The following is a 16,696-nucleotide window of genomic DNA, read 5'->3' on the forward strand; positions in this document are numbered from 1 at the left end:
GAATTTTAGCGGGGTGGCAGAACGTCGCGGAATGGACGCTTACATTGGCTCTGCGCTGCCGTTTATCGTGTTGGGGTTGTACGGACCAAAAATTCGTCGTGCATTGCCAGAAGGCAGAAGCATCGCCGAATTCGCCCACGCTTGTTACGGCAAGGGGGTGCGTCATTGGGTGCTACTGGTATCTGTAGCCTACATGGGCTGTTTTTTAGCAGCGGAACTGACGGCGATAGGTGCTATTACCGCGCTGCTTTCTGATGTACCACCTGCACTAGTGATTATTGGCGTTGCGCTCACTACCTTGGTGTATACGGTGATTGGTGGGTTGCGCGCAAGTCTCGCAACGGATCGCTGGCAGGCATGGCTTTTACTAGCCCTGTTATTAGCCGTAGGTAGCGTTGCGATTTGGCGGCTACCAACCATGCCGAATGACGCAGTCATGCCCTCTATTCCTATTGCAAGTGCGCTCAGTGTTGCCCTGACACTCGTGATTGCGGTGACCGCCGCCAATCTTTTTCACCAAGGCTATTGGCAGCGTGTATGGGCTGCCCAAGATGATCAGAGCTTAGGTCGCGGCGCTTGGCTAGGCGGCGGTCTGACCGTACTGGTTGTGATGGTGATCGGCGGTGTCGGCATCATGGCCGCCATGAGCGGTGTTGCTTTGGGAGAACCACCAATTCCTTTCTTTGCGCTGTTAACAGATGCGCCTGCCTGGGTGGCATTACCTGCATTAGTCTTGGCAGTCACGCTAGTGACCTCAAGTGTCGATACGCTGCAAAACGGTATAGCGTCTCTGATAGTTGGGCGTGGCGGTGAACGACATGCAGCATCTTTAACGACCGCACGTTGGATAACGGTCGCAATGATGGTGCCGGTGATATTTATTGCCCTGCAAGGACTGTCAGTGCTGCGACTCTTTTTGATAGCAGACCTACTTTGCGCTGCCATCGTGGTGCCTGTGCTGCTCGGCCTATGGCAACGCATGACGCCAATGGCGGCGATTGGTGGCGGTATCGCTGGGTTAGTAGGGGCAATACTGCCGGGGTGGCTAAGCCAGGGAAGTATTACGGCTGGCATTATGGCGGCTACCTTTCCAGGCAGTATCCCAACGTTGGGGCCTTTTCTAGGAGCGTTGCTGGCGTCTATTGTCGTCAGCGTTACAATGGCATATCTGCCTAATCGACGAAGCGTTAGGCCGTAACGTTAAGCCGTGAGCCAACTTAACAGGGACGATCATGATTCGCAGCCTACTAACGACGTCAGAAGGCGATGTGTGCGAAGGCGATGAACGCCTCATCGATGACTGGCAAGCGAAGCCCGGCAGCCACCTATGGATAGACATGAAAGGTGAGCCTGAGGAGCGCGAACGCCAGCTATTGGAGCGTTTTGATTGTCATCCAATGGCAATTCAAGATGCCCACAAAGAGCGCCATCCGCCGAAAATTGAAGAGTTTGAACACCATACCCTGATTATTTACCGAGGTATTTCGTCGTTTGATGCTCAGCTAAACTTTGTGCCTCAGCAGGTGTGCCTCTTTATTGGAGAGCGTTTTCTAATCACGCTGCACGCCGGTGAGGCGCTTAGTATTGAACGACTCTTTAATGAGCACGGGAAAACGCTGCTGGCGCTATCTCCCGAGCGTGTCGCACTGAAAATTATGTACACTTCGGCAGGCTTCTATATCGATAGCTTACTGGAGTTTGAGAGCGAGCTAAGCGATATAGAAGATGAGCTTTTGGAAGATGGTAACGATGTGCTGATGCGGAAAATCACCGCCTATCGTTCACGATTAGTAAAGATGCGCCGTGTTTTTAGCTACCACAAAGGCATTACCCAAGAGCTTACAGCCTATGACTATGCCCATCTGCCTCGCGGAGAGAGTGAAACGCTGCATGCCATCACGGATGTAGAGGAGCGCTTTGAGCGCCTATATACACTGACACAAATGTATTACGACATTTGCGGTGATCTCATTGATGGTTACATCTCGATTTCCTCTCACCAGCTAAATATCACCATGCGGGTATTAACGGTGATTACTGCCATATTTGTGCCGCTGACGTTTATTGCCGGTATTTACGGCATGAACTTTGAGTATATGCCAGAGCTGCGCTATCAGTATGGGTACTTTTTTGTTTGGGGAGCCATGCTGGGTATCGGTGGTAGTTTAATCTGGCTATTTAAACGCAAAAACTGGTTTTAAACCGAGCTGGTTTTAAACTGAGCCAGATGGTCGCCATCGGCGAAAAGTTGATAGTTCGCCATGTGATTTGAGCGCTAGTGTGGCATCCTCGCAGTCGACCAATGACCTGCAAATAACCTGAGAGCCACTTTTATGACGATCATGATTATTGGCCTGCTGATTTTTCTTGGCAGCCATTCTGTGCGTATCTTTGCTGAAGACTGGCGTCAGCGACAGATTGTTAAACACGGCGAAAACACCTGGAAGATAGCGTACTCCGTAGTGTCTGTGATTGGACTGGCAATTGCTATTTACGGTTTTGGCCAAATGCGCCTAGACCCTATCTACGTTTGGTTTCCCCCCATGGGCTTACGCCATGCGGTAGCACTACTGATAGTGCCTGCCTTTATTATGCTGGTGGCAGCCTATGTGCCGCGTAATGCTATCAAAGCGAAGCTTGGTCATCCGATGATGTTGGCCGTAAAAATTTGGGCATTTTCACACTTATTGGCTAATGGACGACTTGGCGATATCATCTTTTTCGCAGCATTTTTGGTGTGGGCTATTCTGGCCTTTAAGGCAGCCAAAAAGCGTGATCGCCTGCAGCCCGTTAACCCAGTGCCGACCTCAGCTCCCGCAACAATAGCCACCGTCGTTATTGGCTTGATAGCGTATGTTTTATTCGCACTTTATCTGCATACATTAGTTATTGGTGTGCCTGTTTTTAGCTAGTAACTATTAATAAACATTAACGGCGTCAATGGTTTATATCCGTTGACGCCGTTTTTGTTTTTAACTCTTTAGTAATAGCAAAAGTTTGTTATTGTCAGCTAGGTTCATCCAACGTTTCACAGGGGAGAAATTTATGGCCGAAGCTGTACCTCAAGTACCGAAAACGATGTCTGCCATGTTGTTAACAGGCCATGGTGATGTAGATAAATTGCAGTATCGGCAGGATGTTATTACCCCTAAACCAGGGGCGGGGCAAGTGCTGGTTCAGGTAACGGCAACGGCCAAAAATAATACTGACCGAAAAGCGCGTGAAGGACTTTACCCTACGAAAGGGAAAGAGGAGGTCACATCGTTTGCGATGGGAGGTTCGCCCACACTGACGTTTCCTCGTATTCAAGGGGCTGATATTGCTGGACGCGTGGTGGCAGTAGGCGAGGGCGTGGATGCTGCTCGTGTTGGAGAACGAGGCCTGCTCGATTTTAATATTTATGCTGATGAGCGTCGCGATATCAATCTGACGCCAGATTATTATGGCCACGGGGCTGATGGTGGCTATGCTGACTTTGTCGTAGTACCAGCCGATCAGTTTCATCATGTTCCCAACCCTGAACTGCACGATGCAGAGCTTGCTGCGATGGGGATGTGCTCGTATCAGACGGCTTATCACATGATGACGTCTGCCAACATTAGCGCGGGTGAACGTGTGCTAGTGACAGGCGCCAGTGGCGGTGTTGGAACGGCGTTAATTCAGCTTTGTCGGATCGTCGGCGCTATTCCTTACGCTGTCAGCCAGCCGGATAAAGCCGATGCGCTTCTGGCGTTGGGTGCAGAAGTAGTCATCGATCGGGGTGATTTATCGACATTTGTTGAGCGTGTATTGGCGACCACCGATGGTAAGCCGATTGATGCAGTGATGGACTTGGTCGGTGGCCAGATGACCGATCTGTTTATCGATACCATGATTGTTGATATGCAAGGCCGTAGCAGTTATCCGCGGCTTTCCATTGCAGGTGCAAGTGGTGGCAATATCAGCGAGATTATGTGGACTCGCGTCTACTTGTACCAAGTGCAGATTTTTGGTGTTTCCCATGGCACTCGCGAAGAGGCTGAACAACTGATCGAGTGGATTCGTAGTGGGGCGCTAAAACCAGTACTGCACGCGGCCTTTAAACTATCAGATCTACATAACGCTGAGCGCTACTTTGTAAACCGTGGCAGTAACTACTTGGGAAAAATAGTTATTGTTCCTGATGCGCAGTGGGAAACCCATGGTGCACCGTTTGCCCTCACCACCGCCTAGGAGCAATGTTAATGAAGAATCTGCATACGATTCAACTGATGGATACTCATGCCGGTGGTGATGTTAGCCGAATTGTGACGGGGGGTATCGACGTGCTTCCTGGTGCCACGGTACGCCAACAAATGGAATTTCTGCGTGATGATGCCGATGGTTTGCGGCGGCTGCTGCTAGAAGAGCCGTATGGTATTCCGGAGATGTCGGTAGATCTGTTGGTGCCTTCCTCGCATCCAGACGCCGTCGCGGGCTATATCATTATGGAAGTCATGGGCTACCCGATTTATTCGGGTTCTAACACGCTGTGTACAGCCACTGCTGTGTTGGAAAGTGGGCTTGTCCCCAAGAAAGAGGGGATTCAACGCTTTAAACTGGAGGCACCCGCAGGCTTGGTGCAAATTGAAGCAAAGGTGAGCAATGGGGTAGTAGAGTATGTTACCTGTGAAGGCCTGCCAAGCTATATCGACACCTATCGCGACACGATTCAAGTTCCGGAACTTGGAGCAATTACCTACTCAGTCGCTTACAGCGGTGGCTTTTATGCTTTGGTAGATGCCGAAGAGTTAGGCTTCAAGCTAGTACGCAGTGAGGAGCAGGCGCTTGCCGCTTGTGCTTATAAAATTGTTGAGGCGATCCAAGCGCAGCGCGGCTTTTCCCATTACACCCTGGGAGATGTAGGGCCATTGCCGTTTTTACATTTTATGGGGCCGGAAGAGAAAGTAGCTGAAGGCTATATTCGCTCGCGTTCAACAACGTATGTACATCCTGGGGTTATTTGTCGTAGCACCACTGGCACGGGCACCTCAGCGCGGTTGGCGCTGATGAATTATGAAGGTCGGCTGACAATCGGTGATAAGTTAGAAACCGTATCACTACGTGAAACGGGGTTTATTGGCACCTTCACCGGCACGCATCAAGAAGGCGCTTATCAAGTGGTGGAGAACACCACGACTGGCCGTAGCTATGTATTGGCAGAATCAAAAATCGTGATTAACTGCGATGATCCAATGGTGGCGTGTGGCGAACTTCATCACATTCTGAGTGACCGGCATACAGCAGAGGGCTAGCGCTCTTCTCTGCGTAATGCGTCGACATAGCCTGTTTGCTCAAGTCGCTCCCATACCGGGGTCTTCTCGGCCTCGGTCATACTTCCCCAACAGGCAATTTCATCTAGCGTCCGACCGCAGCCTTGGCACAATGAAGAGGCTGGATCAATGTTGCATACCTGAATGCAGGGCGACAGCGGACGAGCAGCGCAGAGTGTAGTGGATGAGTCGCTGGACATGATGGCTAAGCTCAATGCAGTGGTGAGAAAACGGCGCTAGGCGAGAATGACTTACTCTGTTCACTTCTTATGAGAGTGGCACTTTACCACGCAGTGACTTCGTTTTGCCTTTACGCGTTTTGTGGTCCACACGGCGTCGCTGTGAGCCTTTGGTGGGCTTAGTTGGCCGCCGCGTTTTCTGCTGCTTGCCAGCACTTTGAATCAGTGCTTTTAAGCGTGCAAGGGCATCCTCTTTGTTCAATTCCAGAGTGCGATAGCTTTGCGCTTTGATAATCACCACGCCCTCTTTACTGATTCGCTGATCAGACAGTGCCATTAAACGCTCTTTATAAATCGGCGGTAGTGTAGAGCTTTGAATATCGAAACGTAAATGCACCGCAGAGGCGACTTTATTGACGTTTTGGCCACCCGAGCCTTGCGCTCTGATCTGACTAATATCGATTTCCCAGTCCGCTATCGTCACGTTATTTGAGATAGTGAGCATTCAGTTCCTTTATGTCGCGTGTGGCTCGTAAGGCTAGCATACTTAGCGCCGAGGAGCCGATTTGAGACGGATCAAGGGCATATCTCATGAATACTATGCTCGGGCGATGGATAGCTTACGGGGCTTGTTGGGTTGCCCGGCTAGGGGCACAACTTTAAAGTAGCTTGCTACTCTTTATAACCACTGCCATAGGAATACGCATGGATTACTTACTCGATGAACAACCTTTGAGTGCTGGTGTTATCTACCGTTTGCTGTCAGGCAGTGTCTGTCCAAGGCCAATTGCATGGGTGTCAACTCAAGATAAGAACGGCAATACAAACCTCGCACCGTTCTCCTTTTTTAACGTAGCCAGCGTTAATCCCCCCATCCTGGCTTTTTCACCGCTGCTTGATGGCAGTGGGCTGCCCAAAGACACGCTGCGCAATTTAACCGAACTAGCTGAATGCGTCGTGCATATAGGCAATGAAACGTTGATAGAGGCGCTCAACACGACCAGCGCGAGTGTTCCCCCCGAGCAAGACGAGTTCTTATTAGCGGGGCTAGAGAAGGCTGAAATGCCGGGAATCAGCGTGCCACGTATTGCAGGTGCCCCTGTCGCCTTTGGTTGCAAGCTGCGCGACTTAATTCGTTTCGGCGATCAGCCATTAGCGGGAACGCTAGTGCTTGCTGAGATTGTCGCTATTCATATTGATGACGCGATATGGGATGGTCGGCACATCAATATGGACGTGCTAAAGCCAGTAGGGCGCTTGGCAGGCAGTGATTATGTACGTATCAGTGACCGTTTTGTGCTTGAGCGGCCTGCGTAATCTAGCTAATCGATGCAATAAGCCTGTGTCGTGAGTGGATGTAGTAGTGGCTTACTACCCGCTGCGTAGCCGCGCTTGCTACTCTCATCTAACACACCATTCGTGTGCTCTGTGCCTCGACCAATAACGACAAGGAGAAGTGAGATGAGCAACAAACGAATTTTAATGATTACCGGAGATTTCACTGAAGATTATGAAACGATGGTGCCTTTCCAGGCGCTAATGGCGGTTGGCCATCAAGTCGACGCGGTGTGTCCCGACAAAGTAGCCGGTGATACCGTGGCAACGGCTATTCACGATTTTGAAGGTGACCAAACGTACACTGAAAAGCCCGGCCATCGTTTCGCTCTGAACGCTGATTTTGCCAAAGTTAACCCCGCTGACTACGACGCTTTAGTGGTTCCTGGTGGTCGCGCACCGGAATACCTGCGTTTAAATCAAGACGTACTGGCGATGGTGAAACACTTCTTTGACACCCAGAAGCCGGTCGCTGCTATCTGTCATGGTGCCCAGTTGCTGGCCGCTGCTAAGGTGCTTGAAGGTAAGCAGTGTTCCGCTTATCCGGCTTGCCAGCCAGAAGTGGAACTTGCGGGTGGCCACTTCGCAAACTTGGAGGTCACCGATGCAGTGACGGATGGCAACTTGGTCACTGCACCTGCATGGCCCGCTCACCCTGCTTGGCTTGCCCAGTTTATGGCTCTATTGGATAAGTAGCACTGATAGGCTACCCCTTCGCGCCCAGCTATATTGAGTTCAACGCGGTTGGGCGCGTTTTCTGTTAGCCGCTATGCTGAAGAGCAGGCAATTTACTCGATAGCAGAGAGAGCATAACGATGTGCAAGTTGTTTATTGATGCCGACCCGGAGCTATGGCGCAGCGCCACACACTCACTGCGCATTGATGGCATGGTGACCAGCGTTCGTATGGAAAATTACTTCTGGCATCTGCTGGAAGAGATGGCTCAACGGGATGGGATGAACACGGCTCAACTGATTACGCGGCTTTATCATGAATCGATTGATGCTGGCCACGATCTTGGCAATTTCACCTCATTTTTGCGTGTCTGCGCGCTGCGCTACCAGGCGCTTCAGCTTAGCGGTGATATTCCGAAAAATGTAGAGGTGGCGATTGGCTCGCTAGATGCGCAGCAAATTCTGAGCAGAGAAGCTGCCGCGCGTACTAACCAAATGCACTGAAAGAAACGCACTGAAACTGGCTTTCTACTGTTAAATCAGTCGACAGATGAAGTCCGCTTATCCAGATTATCCAGGAAGGTTTCGATACGCAGTGCGTTGGTGCCGACATCGCTGGTTCCCAGCCGGGAGGCTGAGCGCATGTCCACCTGCACGCCGTTTTGTTGCTCAGTAAGACGAATGATGACGTCATCTTCAAAGCCAAACCAGCGGGTTGTTGCGGTCGCTTCGATAGTACTCTCTGTTATCGCGGCGATCTGCCAACCGGACGCTTCTACTTCAGCCTGAGCTGCTGCTAGAACGGTCGCTTTAGGCGCAGTTACTTGTAAAGGCTGCACATTAGGATAAGCCATTTGTTGCTGGCGCGCGGTGGCTTCTCCAGGGTAATCAACTGCATTAGGCGCCGCCTCGCGGGCGTCTCTTAACGCGACAAAGTCCGGTGGGTTTTGGGTGTCGGTGGTTATGTCATGAATGGCGGGTGCCTGCTGTGCACGCTGCCATTGCTGCCAAGGCATATAGAACAAGGCAGCGGTTGCAACAATAACGAAGATAGCCACTACGCCAGCACCCATGCGGCGGGTAAAGGCGCTGATGAGCAACAGCAAGACACTGATAGCCACAGCTGCGGTTGCTGCATAGACACCATTGCGCATCAGGTTGAAAGCGTCGCCCAGGCCAATCAACTCCCAGCGATAGGCTGGCCCTGCACCAGCCATTAACAAGGCTGATGCTATCAGTGCAATGACGCTGAGCCAGGCCAGTAGCGTTGGCCAAACTCCTCCTCTACGCGAACGAGCTGAGCGCTCCTTTGCCATAGGTCTTCCCTCATTATGAATACGATGTTGATTTACTTAGCATAGATTGCGCTAGGCCATCTGTCTTCGTTAGACGAGTTGGCTAAGACACCCTACTATGCTGCTGTTAGCAGTAACGCAAGTATTCGCTGTGACGCAAATGGACGTCAGTTTTTACAACTTGAGCTTTTTATAATTTGAGAGATTAAGACAAGCATGACATTAGCGACTGCATTAGCCCCCTCCTTGCGAGAGTTACTGGCGACGACCCCGAGCAGTGCTTTACCGATAACCTATCAGCAAGCGGCGAATGCGCTAGGCCTTTCGCCACCTAAGACTATTCAACGTATCGCACAGGCACTTGAACAGCTAATGAAAGAAGACGCCGCCGCAGAAAAGCCTTTTATTGCAACGCTTGTGATTAGCCGAAGTGGCAAAGGGCTTCCAGCGGCAGGTTTTTTTGAGCTTGCCGTGGAATTAGGGCGTTTTCCTTCAGCGCCATCCCAGCAAGAAGTGTTTTACTATGCCGAACGTGAGCAAGCCATTAACGAATGGTGTCGTTCTTAGTTTTGAAAAGAAATCAGTTTTGAGGAGAAATCAGTTTTGAGAAAATTCAATTTTTGCGCAGCGGGTTGAGCAAGTCGCTCAAACCATTGTGGTCAATTTCATGCATTAAATGCAGGAGTTGACCAATTTCTCCTTTTGGAAACCCTTCCCGAGCAAACCAGTTTAAATAGGGGCCAGGCAAATCGGCAATAAGCCAGCCTTCGTATTTGCCAAAGGGCATGGTACGCGTTACCAGTTTCTCAAGGTCTTCGGGGTTCATGGTCTACATCTCCTTATCAATGGCTGTTGCAGGTGGCAGTTTAGAGCTGCTGTGATGATTCAGCTAGAAGCTGGGCAAAGGCACGGGCAGGTTCGCTTAGGTGGCCAACAGCGCGATGCACTAACCCAATATCTCGATGAAACGTGTGCGCTTCTAACGAGATGGCGCGAACTGTTTGGGGCCAGCGTTTTAGCGCTATCGGTTGCGGTACTAAAGCAACGCCCACGGCGTTACCCACCAGCTTCACAATGGCTTCAAGCTCGTCCAGCTCACACAGGTCGCGAACTTGGCAGTGGTTGTCCCTTAAAAAACGGTCTACTTGGCGTCCACCGAAAGAGGCGCGGTCGTAGCGAACAAAAGGGGAGTGGGTTAGCAGCTCCCGCCAGCAATCACCAGGTAACTCCTGCGGGACAAGCAAGCGAAACGGCTCGTGGGCAAGGGGCGTCCAACGCAGATCGCTATGCAGCGAAAAAGGCGGCCGAATAATAACAGCCATATCCAGCTCGCCCGCATCTACCTGGTTCATTAAGTCCATGGAAAGACCCGGCACGATACGGGTGCGACACTCGGAAAACAGCCGATGAAAGCGCGCCACAGTATCTGTCAATACGGTACGCTGAATAGAGGCAATGGCACCAATAGTGATACGGCTACCAAGCCCTTGGCCTGACGGTGAAGCGCCTAGTGTGGCGTATAACCCGAGTAGAGTTTGGGCCTGAAGCAAGGTCTCTTCGCCGCGCTGGGTAAGCACCGCCGTTCGGCCGCTGCGTTCAAATAGCGTAACGCCCAGGGCCTCTTCCAGGCGCTTCATTTGAGCACTTACCGCAGCTTGGGTGAGGCCAACCTGGAGGCCTGCCGCCGCAAATGTACCGTGCTGTGCCACGGCTACTAGCGTTTTAAGTTCTCGTATCATTTGCTGTTTCTGTCATAAGAACTGTCATAAGGACACTCATAAAAAATATTTGTGAATGAGTCAAAAAACAATTGATTTTATTTTTGCATAGCGCGATCTAGGATGGCTACACAGTGGCCGTGTAATGCGGCTGACCATTGCAAATAACGCAACGAATAAATGCGCTGCAACAGGAGATAACCATGAGTCTTTCCCCTTTTCATCTCGCCATCCCTGTTTACGATGTCGCCCTAGCCAGAGCATTTTATAACGACGTATTTGGCCTGGAAGAAGGACGCTCTAGCGATCACTGGGTCGACTTTAATTTCTTCGGCCATCAGTTGGTGATTCACGAACATCCGAAAACACCCGGCCAGCAGAGTGCTCACACTAACCCGGTCGATGGCCATAATGTACCGGTGCCGCACTTTGGCGTGATTCTAGAATGGGATGAGTGGGAAGCCTTAGCCGAGCGCTTAAAAGCGCGCAATACCGATTTCGTGATTGCGCCATACGTTCGCTTTAAAGGCGAAGTAGGGGAGCAAGCCACCATGTTCTTACTCGATCCCTGTGGTAATGCCTTGGAGTTTAAAGCGTTTAAAGATCAGGGACAGATTTTTGCCAAGTAAACCTGTCCTGAAAAATATCCAAGCGAGGTGGGGGGAAGTAGTGGGTATGGTTAAGCACGTAGGGCCTGTTCCTGGCGCCTATGCTGCAGCGGTGATGCGCCAAAGTAGCGCTTATAGTCTCTGCTAAATTGAGGCACGCTGCGATAACCGACCGCTTGTGCCGCTTGGTTCACATTGTGGCTATCTTGCAACAACAGTTGCTGCGCCTTAAGTAGGCGCAGTCTTTTTAAATACTGTGCGGGTGACGAACGTGTAATCTGCTTAAAGTGCTGGTGAAACGTCGATATGCTCATATTGGCCTGCTGGGCTAACTGGTCGACGGTAAAGTCCTCAGCAAAATGGGCATGCAACTGCGATAGTACCTGCACAATACGTGAATAGTGACCGTGGCCTTTAACCAGTGCGCGTAAGGCGCGGCCTTGCTCGCCTTTTAACGCTTCAAACACCACCTCTCGTATCCTAGCTTCGCCCATGGCAATGCACTCGACTTCGTCGTGTAATGCATTTGCCAAGCGCAACACCGCGGCTTGCATGCCGTCATTCATCGCCACTGACGCCATCGGCTTAGGAGCCAGGTGTGAATGGCTCATATCGCCCATAGCGGTGACCATCTCACTCAGTAACGCTGGGTCTAGCTTCACCGATATACCTAGCAAAGGTGCCTCCGGCGAGCCGTGAGTTTCACACTCAAAGGGTAGCGGCAGGGTTTGTACGAGATAGTGGCCAGGATTGTAATGAATCTCACGATCGCCTAAATAGCCTATTTTACGACCTTGGGCGATGATGATAAGACTAGGTTCATACATCAACGGGGTTCGTTCTTGACGCCGCCCAAGGCACAGTAGCCCCACTCTGGGCAACCGAGACACGCTTAGCCCATCCCTCGTTACTAGCGGTGAGATCAAATCAGCGAGTGCGTTGCCGACGAGTTCGGTGTTGGCCACCATAGAAACTCCTAATCTGAGTGCATATTAGAGCTAAACGACAATTGTGATGTTTTTTTGAGGTTTTTTGTTATTTTGTTGCGTTCTGATGGAGGAATGAGCAAAAAATACGTAGCTTCGTTCATCGCTATCTGGTGCTTAGCAGCGAATAATGGGAACACTTTCTCGTTTTGCAGAATACTTGTTAAGGAGTTTCCATGAGCCAAGCAAAATCTTATGCTGCCTTTTCTGCTGATAAACCACTCGCGCCATTCACCTTTGATCGACGTGAGCCCCGTCCAGATGATGTTGCCATTGAAATTCTTTACTGTGGTGTTTGTCACAGTGACCTACACTTTGCCCGAGATGACTGGGGCATGAGTCAATACCCTGTGGTACCTGGCCATGAGATTGTCGGCCGTGTAACCGCTGTTGGTGATGAGGTGACACGTTTTAAGGCGGGTGATTTAGTCGGCGTAGGTTGCATGGTCGACTCTTGCCGCACATGTTCTGCTTGTAAAGATGGCGTGGAGCAATACTGCCTGGAAGGGTTTACGATGACCTACGGCAGCCCTGACCGCCAAGACGGCACGCTAACCCAAGGCGGCTATTCAGATGCCATCGTGGTGAGTGAGCATTTTGTGCTGCAAATGCCAGAGGGTATTGATCTAGCCTCCGCGGCACCTATTCTCTGTGCGGGAATTACGACGTATTCACCGCTCAAACATCATGGCGTTGGTAAAGGTCACAAAGTAGGCGTGATAGGCATGGGCGGCCTCGGTCATATGGGCGTGAAATTGGCCAAAGCACTGGGTGCGGAAGTCACCGTCTTTACTCGCTCGGATGCCAAGGTAGCAGAAGCAAAGCGCAATGGTGCGGATCACGTAGTGGTATCCAGTGACCAGGCGCAAATGGAGGCTGTCGCAGAAACGTTCGATTTCATGCTGGATACCGTTCCTGTTCAGCACGACCTAAACCCCTACCTTACTTCTCTGAAATATAACGGCACGCATATTATTGTCGGCCTGTTAGAACCGATTGAGCCTGCTATTGAAGCATTCAATTTGGTGTTTAAGCGTCGCGTGGTAGCTGGTTCGCTGATTGGTGGTATCGCTGAAACGGAAGAGCTGCTCAAGCTTTGTGCAGAGCAGAACATCACTTGCGATATTGAGATGCTGGATATTAACAACATCAATGAGGGCTTTGAGCGTATGGAGAAAGGTGACGTGCGCTATCGCTTTGTGATTGATATGGCAACGCTGAAAGATACTGCTGCGTAGCGAGTTGTCATCAATAACCCCACCGTTGACTAACGGTGGGGTTTTCGCGTGAGAACCTCTGGGCGTCGAGGCTATCACACGTGGGCAGAGACCCGCAGTCTGACGTAGTCGGCGGTCCAGTTGCCTTGCCCATCACTTAGACTGTGAGAGAGCAGGTTAATCGTATTATCAATAATGGCTACCTGCAGGTCCTCATCTAATCCGTGCAAAAACGGGCTTGCAAAGGTTTCGAGCCAGCCAGCAATACCCGTGGGTAGTGGTGTGGGGCGAGGGATTAGCTCGATAGAATCGACATGAAAGCCCGCCGTTTGAAGTAGGTTTGTGTACTCTTCCGGGGTGGGAAAGTACCAAGGATGACGGCCTCGTGAGCTAATGCCGCGAAACTGCAGCGAGGCAATAAGCGCCGTACAAATGGCGGCCACGTTGCCATGCCCCCCAAACTCTGCAACAAAACGCCCGCCGGGTTTTAGTGCGCGTTTTACGCCGGCCAATACCGTTTGCGGGTCCAGCATCCAGTGCAACGCTGCGTTGCTGAAGACCGCATCAAATTCTTGGTCAAAGGGTAACTGGTGCCCATCGACAACCCTAGCGGTGACCCCGCGCTGTTGGGCGGCGGCGACCATCTCTGCGGAGGCATCGACACCTAGCACATCGGCACCTAATTGCATAATACGCTCGGTGAGCGCGCCATCACCACAGCCAAGGTCCAGGATGCGCTGTCCGGGCTGTGGCGCTAAAAGTTTCATTACATCGCTTCCCAACGTGGGAACAAAATTGGCGTGTTCCGCGTAGTGGCTGGCGTTCCATTCCTGCCCTTGCGGTGTCAGAGAGGTGTTAGACATTATCGGCTTCCTAGCGGCGTTATTTATCTTAGGGGGACCCAATGGCTTGATTTAGTATAGCTTGCTATCAATAGCATGCGTTAAGCCTGAATTCAGGAGTAAACGCATGGAACCAGGGCACTCTAGTTGTCATATCCGTTATATCAAGTATTAAGAGGCGAGACGAAATGAATGATGTTATCAAACTGCTTCAATCCCACCGCTCTATCCGCAAATTTACCGATCAGAAGATTTCGCGTGGGCTGCTGTTAGAGCTCATCAAAGCGGGCCAGGCCGCAGCGACATCAAGCCATGTGCAGGCCTACACCATTATTAATGTCACCGACTCAGCGAATCGCGAAAAAATCGCGGAATACGCCGGTGGCCAAGGCTATGTCGCCAGTAGCGCGGTTTTTTTAGTATTTTGTGCGGATATGAAGCGTCCGACAGAGGCGTCTGAACGGACAGGTGCCAACGTTGAACGAGGTATGACAGAGCAGCTATTGGTCGCCACCGTTGATACTGCTCTAGTGGCACAAAACGTTGCAGTGGCCGCCGAGTCTGAAGGGCTTGGCATTTGTTATATCGGAGGTATCCGCAATAATCCTCAGGCGATCAGCGAGCTTTTGCACTTGCCTGACCATGTTTATCCGGTGTTTGGTATGTGCCTTGGTTATCCGGCCCATGACCCTGAGGTTAAGCCGCGTCTACCGGTAGAGGCTATTCTCAAGGAAGATACTTACCGTGAAGATACTGAGCAAGTCGAGGCGTTTGACAGCACTATGCAGGCATACTACCAAACACGCAGCACGGGTAACAAAACGACTGACTGGTCGCATAATCTAACGCCGCTCTTCGATTCAAAACTGCGTCCTCACATGCGTGACTTTTTAGCGAAGCGTGGCTTTGAAATGAAGTAACCAACGAGCGGAGCATGAGGCAGTTCATCACCGTGGGGCAAGGCGTTTAAAAGAGCAGGTTTCTTGCGCTGCACGATAATCGCGTTCATCTATACTGGTTGCATGCCAAAAGCAGTGCCGATAACAATAAAAGGAGCTATTGATGAATCTTCAGCGCGCTTATTACCTGCTAGCAGCTTTTTACAGCCTGTTTCCACTTATCGGGCTAATGGCCATTTTCTCAGGCGGGGGAACACCGTTTGCTGTGGCTCACCTCGTGTTGGGAGTGCTCGCCGTGATAGGGCTGTGGGGCTACGTACTCAAACGTGGGTTTATGAATCCCCGTATGTGGCAGCCCTTAGCCATGGTGCTGGCAGTCATGGCAGTAGGTCAGATGCTGGTGATCTTCATCCTTCCCGTTTCCAGCATTGCACTTACCTGGATGCTAACAAGCAGTATCTTCTCCGTAATGCTGGTCATAGTGCTGTTTCACTATGGAAAACGTGATCAGCCACTATGGGCAACGCCTGTAGAGGCAGATGCTGCAAAGCAGCTTGCAAAAATGCTTGATAGCGCTTCGCCTTTATCTGCTGTTCATTACGAAGGTGAACAAGAAAATAGCGTTAACGTTACTAAGGTAGGCAGTCAATATCATGCCAAAGTGACGCGGCGTGGCAAAAACGGGCAAGAGACATTTGAGCGCTACTTTCAGTATCCTGAAACACTGGTGTTTTTTCTAGAAAAATTCGCCAGCATTTCAGTTCATGATTTTCGGCAAACGGCGCTTTCTTAAATCGGTGAACGAGCCGGATTTTAAAAAATGCGTTAAGAGATAAATGTGTGAGCGATCTGAGGCTTTAATGTTTTTACGATATATTCGTATAGCGGGATCAGGCGCTCACTCATCTCTTGTTTCGCCACATGATAGTCAATGTAGTAAGCATGGCGAGTACCATGATACACAATCGGCTCACTCACTTTGGTAAACTGAAAACCTGATATCGCCAATAAGCGGGGAAGACGAGGTTCCATCATTGCAAAAACATGTCGGCGATTAGTTAAGCCAACGATAGAGTAGGTGCATAAAAAAAGGCCCAGGGCGACGAGTGAGAATGTCTTTGCCTCATCTTGTGAAAATAAAACGACTTCTTTATCTGCTGCTTCTTCTGGGGTGCTAGATTTTCGCGTTCTGAAATTTTTAGAAATGGCTAATCGTGATACTTCACACGTTTCAAGGGTCGGTAGCTTAAACGGCGTTAATGTAGGATGGTTTAGTAACTGCTTCCCTTGGTTTTGAACAGGCAAATGATCAGGAGGATTAGTGTTACTGGACAAGGGCATGACTAATCGTACGCACCCTGCAAGAATGCCACTACGTTTGTGTTCTATAAGGCAATGAGTCGAGTAATTATCGTACTCATCGGACTCATACAAACGTGCCTCATCTTCATGCATCTCATAGTTGAACTCTTTTAAGAAAACATCATGCCGTAGCCGAAAGGCGCGCCGTTTTTGGTCGTCGGTGTTAGCAATAAAAAAATGATATTCGTCGATAAATTTGTCAATCATTCCCTTATGATTACTTTTATCGTCAAACTCACTCTCTTGGGTGGTTTTCCCTGCTAGCATCTGTTGCTTCCTTCTGAGTGCGG

General features: G+C 50.5%; 21 protein-coding genes. 13 read left to right on the forward strand and 8 right to left on the reverse strand.

The annotated features are described in order from the left end of the window. The 5 genes from INT19_RS04120 to INT19_RS04140 all read left to right on the forward strand — a co-directional run. The coding region (locus tag INT19_RS04120) for a sodium:solute symporter (protein WP_193059824.1) at positions 1-1,198 on the forward strand (1,198 nt) is incomplete at its 5' end. Positions 1,199-1,232: 34 nt separating this feature from the next. Beyond that, positions 1,233-2,201, forward strand: a complete 969-nt coding sequence (gene corA, locus INT19_RS04125; RefSeq protein ID WP_193059825.1) for a magnesium/cobalt transporter CorA — start codon at positions 1,233-1,235, stop codon at positions 2,199-2,201. Between the two features lie 132 nt (positions 2,202-2,333). Then, positions 2,334-2,912: an NnrU family protein gene (locus INT19_RS04130; RefSeq protein WP_193059826.1), complete on the forward strand. Its 579-nt coding sequence runs from the start codon at positions 2,334-2,336 to the stop codon at positions 2,910-2,912. A gap of 133 nt (positions 2,913-3,045) precedes the next feature. Beyond that, the gene (locus INT19_RS04135; RefSeq protein ID WP_038477250.1) at positions 3,046-4,212 is read left to right on the forward strand and encodes an alcohol dehydrogenase catalytic domain-containing protein; all 1,167 of its coding nucleotides are present in this window, start codon (positions 3,046-3,048) and stop codon (positions 4,210-4,212) included. 11 nt (positions 4,213-4,223) lie between these two features. Next, complete coding sequence (locus tag INT19_RS04140; RefSeq protein ID WP_120386542.1) at positions 4,224-5,273, forward strand: proline racemase family protein; 1,050 nt, start codon at positions 4,224-4,226, stop codon at positions 5,271-5,273. On the opposite strand, the gene INT19_RS04145 is transcribed toward INT19_RS04140, so the two are convergent. Together INT19_RS04145 and arfB are read right to left on the reverse strand one after the other, a co-directional pair. Beyond that, positions 5,270-5,491: a DUF1289 domain-containing protein gene (locus tag INT19_RS04145; RefSeq protein WP_089039485.1), complete on the reverse strand. Its 222-nt coding sequence runs from the start codon at positions 5,489-5,491 to the stop codon at positions 5,270-5,272. The two genes, INT19_RS04140 and INT19_RS04145, sit on opposite strands and share 4 nt — an antisense overlap. Before the next feature lie 67 nt (positions 5,492-5,558). Continuing rightward, on the reverse strand, positions 5,559-5,975 hold the full coding sequence (gene arfB, locus INT19_RS04150; RefSeq protein ID WP_038477244.1) for an alternative ribosome rescue aminoacyl-tRNA hydrolase ArfB: 417 nt from the start codon (positions 5,973-5,975) through the stop codon (positions 5,559-5,561). Between the two features lie 200 nt (positions 5,976-6,175). On the opposite strand from arfB, the gene INT19_RS04155 reads away from it, so the two are divergent. The 3 genes from INT19_RS04155 (at position 6,176) to INT19_RS04165 (ending at position 7,983) form a co-directional block, all read left to right on the forward strand. Next, positions 6,176-6,787, forward strand: a complete 612-nt coding sequence (locus INT19_RS04155) for a flavin reductase family protein (protein ID WP_095603896.1) — start codon at positions 6,176-6,178, stop codon at positions 6,785-6,787. A 144-nt stretch (positions 6,788-6,931) separates the two neighbouring features. Further along, positions 6,932-7,501 (forward strand): DJ-1/PfpI family protein, encoded by a 570-nt coding sequence (locus INT19_RS04160; protein ID WP_193059827.1) that lies wholly within the window; start codon positions 6,932-6,934, stop codon positions 7,499-7,501. 119 nt (positions 7,502-7,620) lie between these two features. Next, the gene (locus INT19_RS04165) at positions 7,621-7,983 is read left to right on the forward strand and encodes a ribbon-helix-helix domain-containing protein (protein WP_038477238.1); all 363 of its coding nucleotides are present in this window, start codon (positions 7,621-7,623) and stop codon (positions 7,981-7,983) included. 35 nt (positions 7,984-8,018) lie between these two features. Here INT19_RS04165 and INT19_RS04170 read toward each other — a convergent pair whose 3' ends face one another. Beyond that, a complete protein-coding gene (locus tag INT19_RS04170; RefSeq protein ID WP_193059828.1) occupies positions 8,019-8,795 on the reverse strand; it encodes a DUF1499 domain-containing protein in 777 nt (258 codons plus the stop codon). Between the two features lie 195 nt (positions 8,796-8,990). Here INT19_RS04170 and INT19_RS04175 point away from each other — a divergent pair, with 195 nt between their 5' ends. Further along, the gene (locus INT19_RS04175) at positions 8,991-9,341 is read left to right on the forward strand and encodes a hypothetical protein (protein WP_193059829.1); all 351 of its coding nucleotides are present in this window, start codon (positions 8,991-8,993) and stop codon (positions 9,339-9,341) included. A 46-nt stretch (positions 9,342-9,387) separates the two neighbouring features. On the opposite strand, the gene INT19_RS04180 is transcribed toward INT19_RS04175, so the two are convergent. Both INT19_RS04180 and INT19_RS04185 read right to left on the reverse strand, forming a co-directional pair. Beyond that, the gene (locus INT19_RS04180; protein WP_038477229.1) at positions 9,388-9,600 is read right to left on the reverse strand and encodes a DUF3820 family protein; all 213 of its coding nucleotides are present in this window, start codon (positions 9,598-9,600) and stop codon (positions 9,388-9,390) included. A gap of 40 nt (positions 9,601-9,640) precedes the next feature. Continuing rightward, on the reverse strand, positions 9,641-10,513 hold the full coding sequence (locus tag INT19_RS04185) for a LysR substrate-binding domain-containing protein (RefSeq protein WP_193059830.1): 873 nt from the start codon (positions 10,511-10,513) through the stop codon (positions 9,641-9,643). Between the two features lie 182 nt (positions 10,514-10,695). On the opposite strand from INT19_RS04185, the gene INT19_RS04190 reads away from it, so the two are divergent. Beyond that, a complete protein-coding gene (locus INT19_RS04190; RefSeq protein WP_089039479.1) occupies positions 10,696-11,121 on the forward strand; it encodes a VOC family protein in 426 nt (141 codons plus the stop codon). Positions 11,122-11,171: 50 nt separating this feature from the next. Here the strand turns inward: INT19_RS04190 and INT19_RS04195 are convergent, their stop codons facing one another. Beyond that, on the reverse strand, positions 11,172-12,068 hold the full coding sequence (locus INT19_RS04195) for an AraC family transcriptional regulator (protein WP_193059831.1): 897 nt from the start codon (positions 12,066-12,068) through the stop codon (positions 11,172-11,174). A gap of 194 nt (positions 12,069-12,262) precedes the next feature. Between INT19_RS04195 and INT19_RS04200 the strand changes: the two genes are divergently transcribed. Next, a complete protein-coding gene (locus tag INT19_RS04200) occupies positions 12,263-13,324 on the forward strand; it encodes an NAD(P)-dependent alcohol dehydrogenase (RefSeq protein ID WP_193059832.1) in 1,062 nt (353 codons plus the stop codon). A gap of 74 nt (positions 13,325-13,398) precedes the next feature. Here INT19_RS04200 and INT19_RS04205 read toward each other — a convergent pair whose 3' ends face one another. Further along, positions 13,399-14,166, reverse strand: a complete 768-nt coding sequence (locus INT19_RS04205; RefSeq protein ID WP_193059833.1) for a class I SAM-dependent methyltransferase — start codon at positions 14,164-14,166, stop codon at positions 13,399-13,401. A gap of 167 nt (positions 14,167-14,333) precedes the next feature. Here INT19_RS04205 and nfsA point away from each other — a divergent pair, with 167 nt between their 5' ends. Together nfsA and INT19_RS04215 are read left to right on the forward strand one after the other, a co-directional pair. Beyond that, positions 14,334-15,065, forward strand: a complete 732-nt coding sequence (nfsA, locus tag INT19_RS04210) for an oxygen-insensitive NADPH nitroreductase (protein WP_193059834.1) — start codon at positions 14,334-14,336, stop codon at positions 15,063-15,065. Positions 15,066-15,207: 142 nt separating this feature from the next. Continuing rightward, the gene (locus INT19_RS04215; RefSeq protein ID WP_193059835.1) at positions 15,208-15,837 is read left to right on the forward strand and encodes a hypothetical protein; all 630 of its coding nucleotides are present in this window, start codon (positions 15,208-15,210) and stop codon (positions 15,835-15,837) included. A gap of 32 nt (positions 15,838-15,869) precedes the next feature. On the opposite strand, the gene INT19_RS04220 is transcribed toward INT19_RS04215, so the two are convergent. Further along, positions 15,870-16,673 carry a PEP-CTERM/exosortase system-associated acyltransferase gene (locus INT19_RS04220; protein ID WP_193059836.1) on the reverse strand — a complete coding sequence of 268 codons (804 nt, stop codon included), beginning with the start codon at positions 16,671-16,673 and terminating at the stop codon, positions 15,870-15,872. Between the last annotated feature and the right edge of the window lie 23 nt (positions 16,674-16,696).

Source organism: Halomonas sp. 3A7M (assembly GCF_014897875.1).
Lineage (GTDB): Bacteria > Pseudomonadota > Gammaproteobacteria > Pseudomonadales > Halomonadaceae > Vreelandella.

Excerpts from the sequence above, each read along its gene's own strand:
- INT19_RS04145 (WP_089039485.1), bottom strand. The coding sequence starts at position 5,491 with ATGTCCAGCGACTCATCCACTACACTCTGCGCTGCTCGTCCGCTGTCG.
- INT19_RS04190 (WP_089039479.1), top strand. The coding sequence starts at position 10,696 with ATGAGTCTTTCCCCTTTTCATCTCGCCATCCCTGTTTACGATGTCGCC.
- INT19_RS04130 (WP_193059826.1), top strand. The coding sequence starts at position 2,334 with ATGACGATCATGATTATTGGCCTGCTGATTTTTCTTGGCAGCCATTCT.
- INT19_RS04205 (WP_193059833.1), bottom strand. The coding sequence starts at position 14,166 with ATGTCTAACACCTCTCTGACACCGCAAGGGCAGGAATGGAACGCCAGC.
- INT19_RS04195 (WP_193059831.1), bottom strand. The coding sequence starts at position 12,068 with ATGGTGGCCAACACCGAACTCGTCGGCAACGCACTCGCTGATTTGATC.
- nfsA (WP_193059834.1), top strand. The coding sequence starts at position 14,334 with ATGAATGATGTTATCAAACTGCTTCAATCCCACCGCTCTATCCGCAAA.
- INT19_RS04135 (WP_038477250.1), top strand. The coding sequence starts at position 3,046 with ATGGCCGAAGCTGTACCTCAAGTACCGAAAACGATGTCTGCCATGTTG.
- INT19_RS04170 (WP_193059828.1), bottom strand. The coding sequence starts at position 8,795 with ATGGCAAAGGAGCGCTCAGCTCGTTCGCGTAGAGGAGGAGTTTGGCCA.
- INT19_RS04155 (WP_095603896.1), top strand. The coding sequence starts at position 6,176 with ATGGATTACTTACTCGATGAACAACCTTTGAGTGCTGGTGTTATCTAC.
- INT19_RS04140 (WP_120386542.1), top strand. The coding sequence starts at position 4,224 with ATGAAGAATCTGCATACGATTCAACTGATGGATACTCATGCCGGTGGT.
- INT19_RS04220 (WP_193059836.1), bottom strand. The coding sequence starts at position 16,673 with ATGCTAGCAGGGAAAACCACCCAAGAGAGTGAGTTTGACGATAAAAGT.
- INT19_RS04165 (WP_038477238.1), top strand. The coding sequence starts at position 7,621 with ATGTGCAAGTTGTTTATTGATGCCGACCCGGAGCTATGGCGCAGCGCC.
- INT19_RS04160 (WP_193059827.1), top strand. The coding sequence starts at position 6,932 with ATGAGCAACAAACGAATTTTAATGATTACCGGAGATTTCACTGAAGAT.
- arfB (WP_038477244.1), bottom strand. The coding sequence starts at position 5,975 with ATGCTCACTATCTCAAATAACGTGACGATAGCGGACTGGGAAATCGAT.
- INT19_RS04180 (WP_038477229.1), bottom strand. The coding sequence starts at position 9,600 with ATGAACCCCGAAGACCTTGAGAAACTGGTAACGCGTACCATGCCCTTT.
- INT19_RS04200 (WP_193059832.1), top strand. The coding sequence starts at position 12,263 with ATGAGCCAAGCAAAATCTTATGCTGCCTTTTCTGCTGATAAACCACTC.
- INT19_RS04215 (WP_193059835.1), top strand. The coding sequence starts at position 15,208 with ATGAATCTTCAGCGCGCTTATTACCTGCTAGCAGCTTTTTACAGCCTG.
- corA (WP_193059825.1), top strand. The coding sequence starts at position 1,233 with ATGATTCGCAGCCTACTAACGACGTCAGAAGGCGATGTGTGCGAAGGC.
- INT19_RS04185 (WP_193059830.1), bottom strand. The coding sequence starts at position 10,513 with ATGATACGAGAACTTAAAACGCTAGTAGCCGTGGCACAGCACGGTACA.
- INT19_RS04175 (WP_193059829.1), top strand. The coding sequence starts at position 8,991 with ATGACATTAGCGACTGCATTAGCCCCCTCCTTGCGAGAGTTACTGGCG.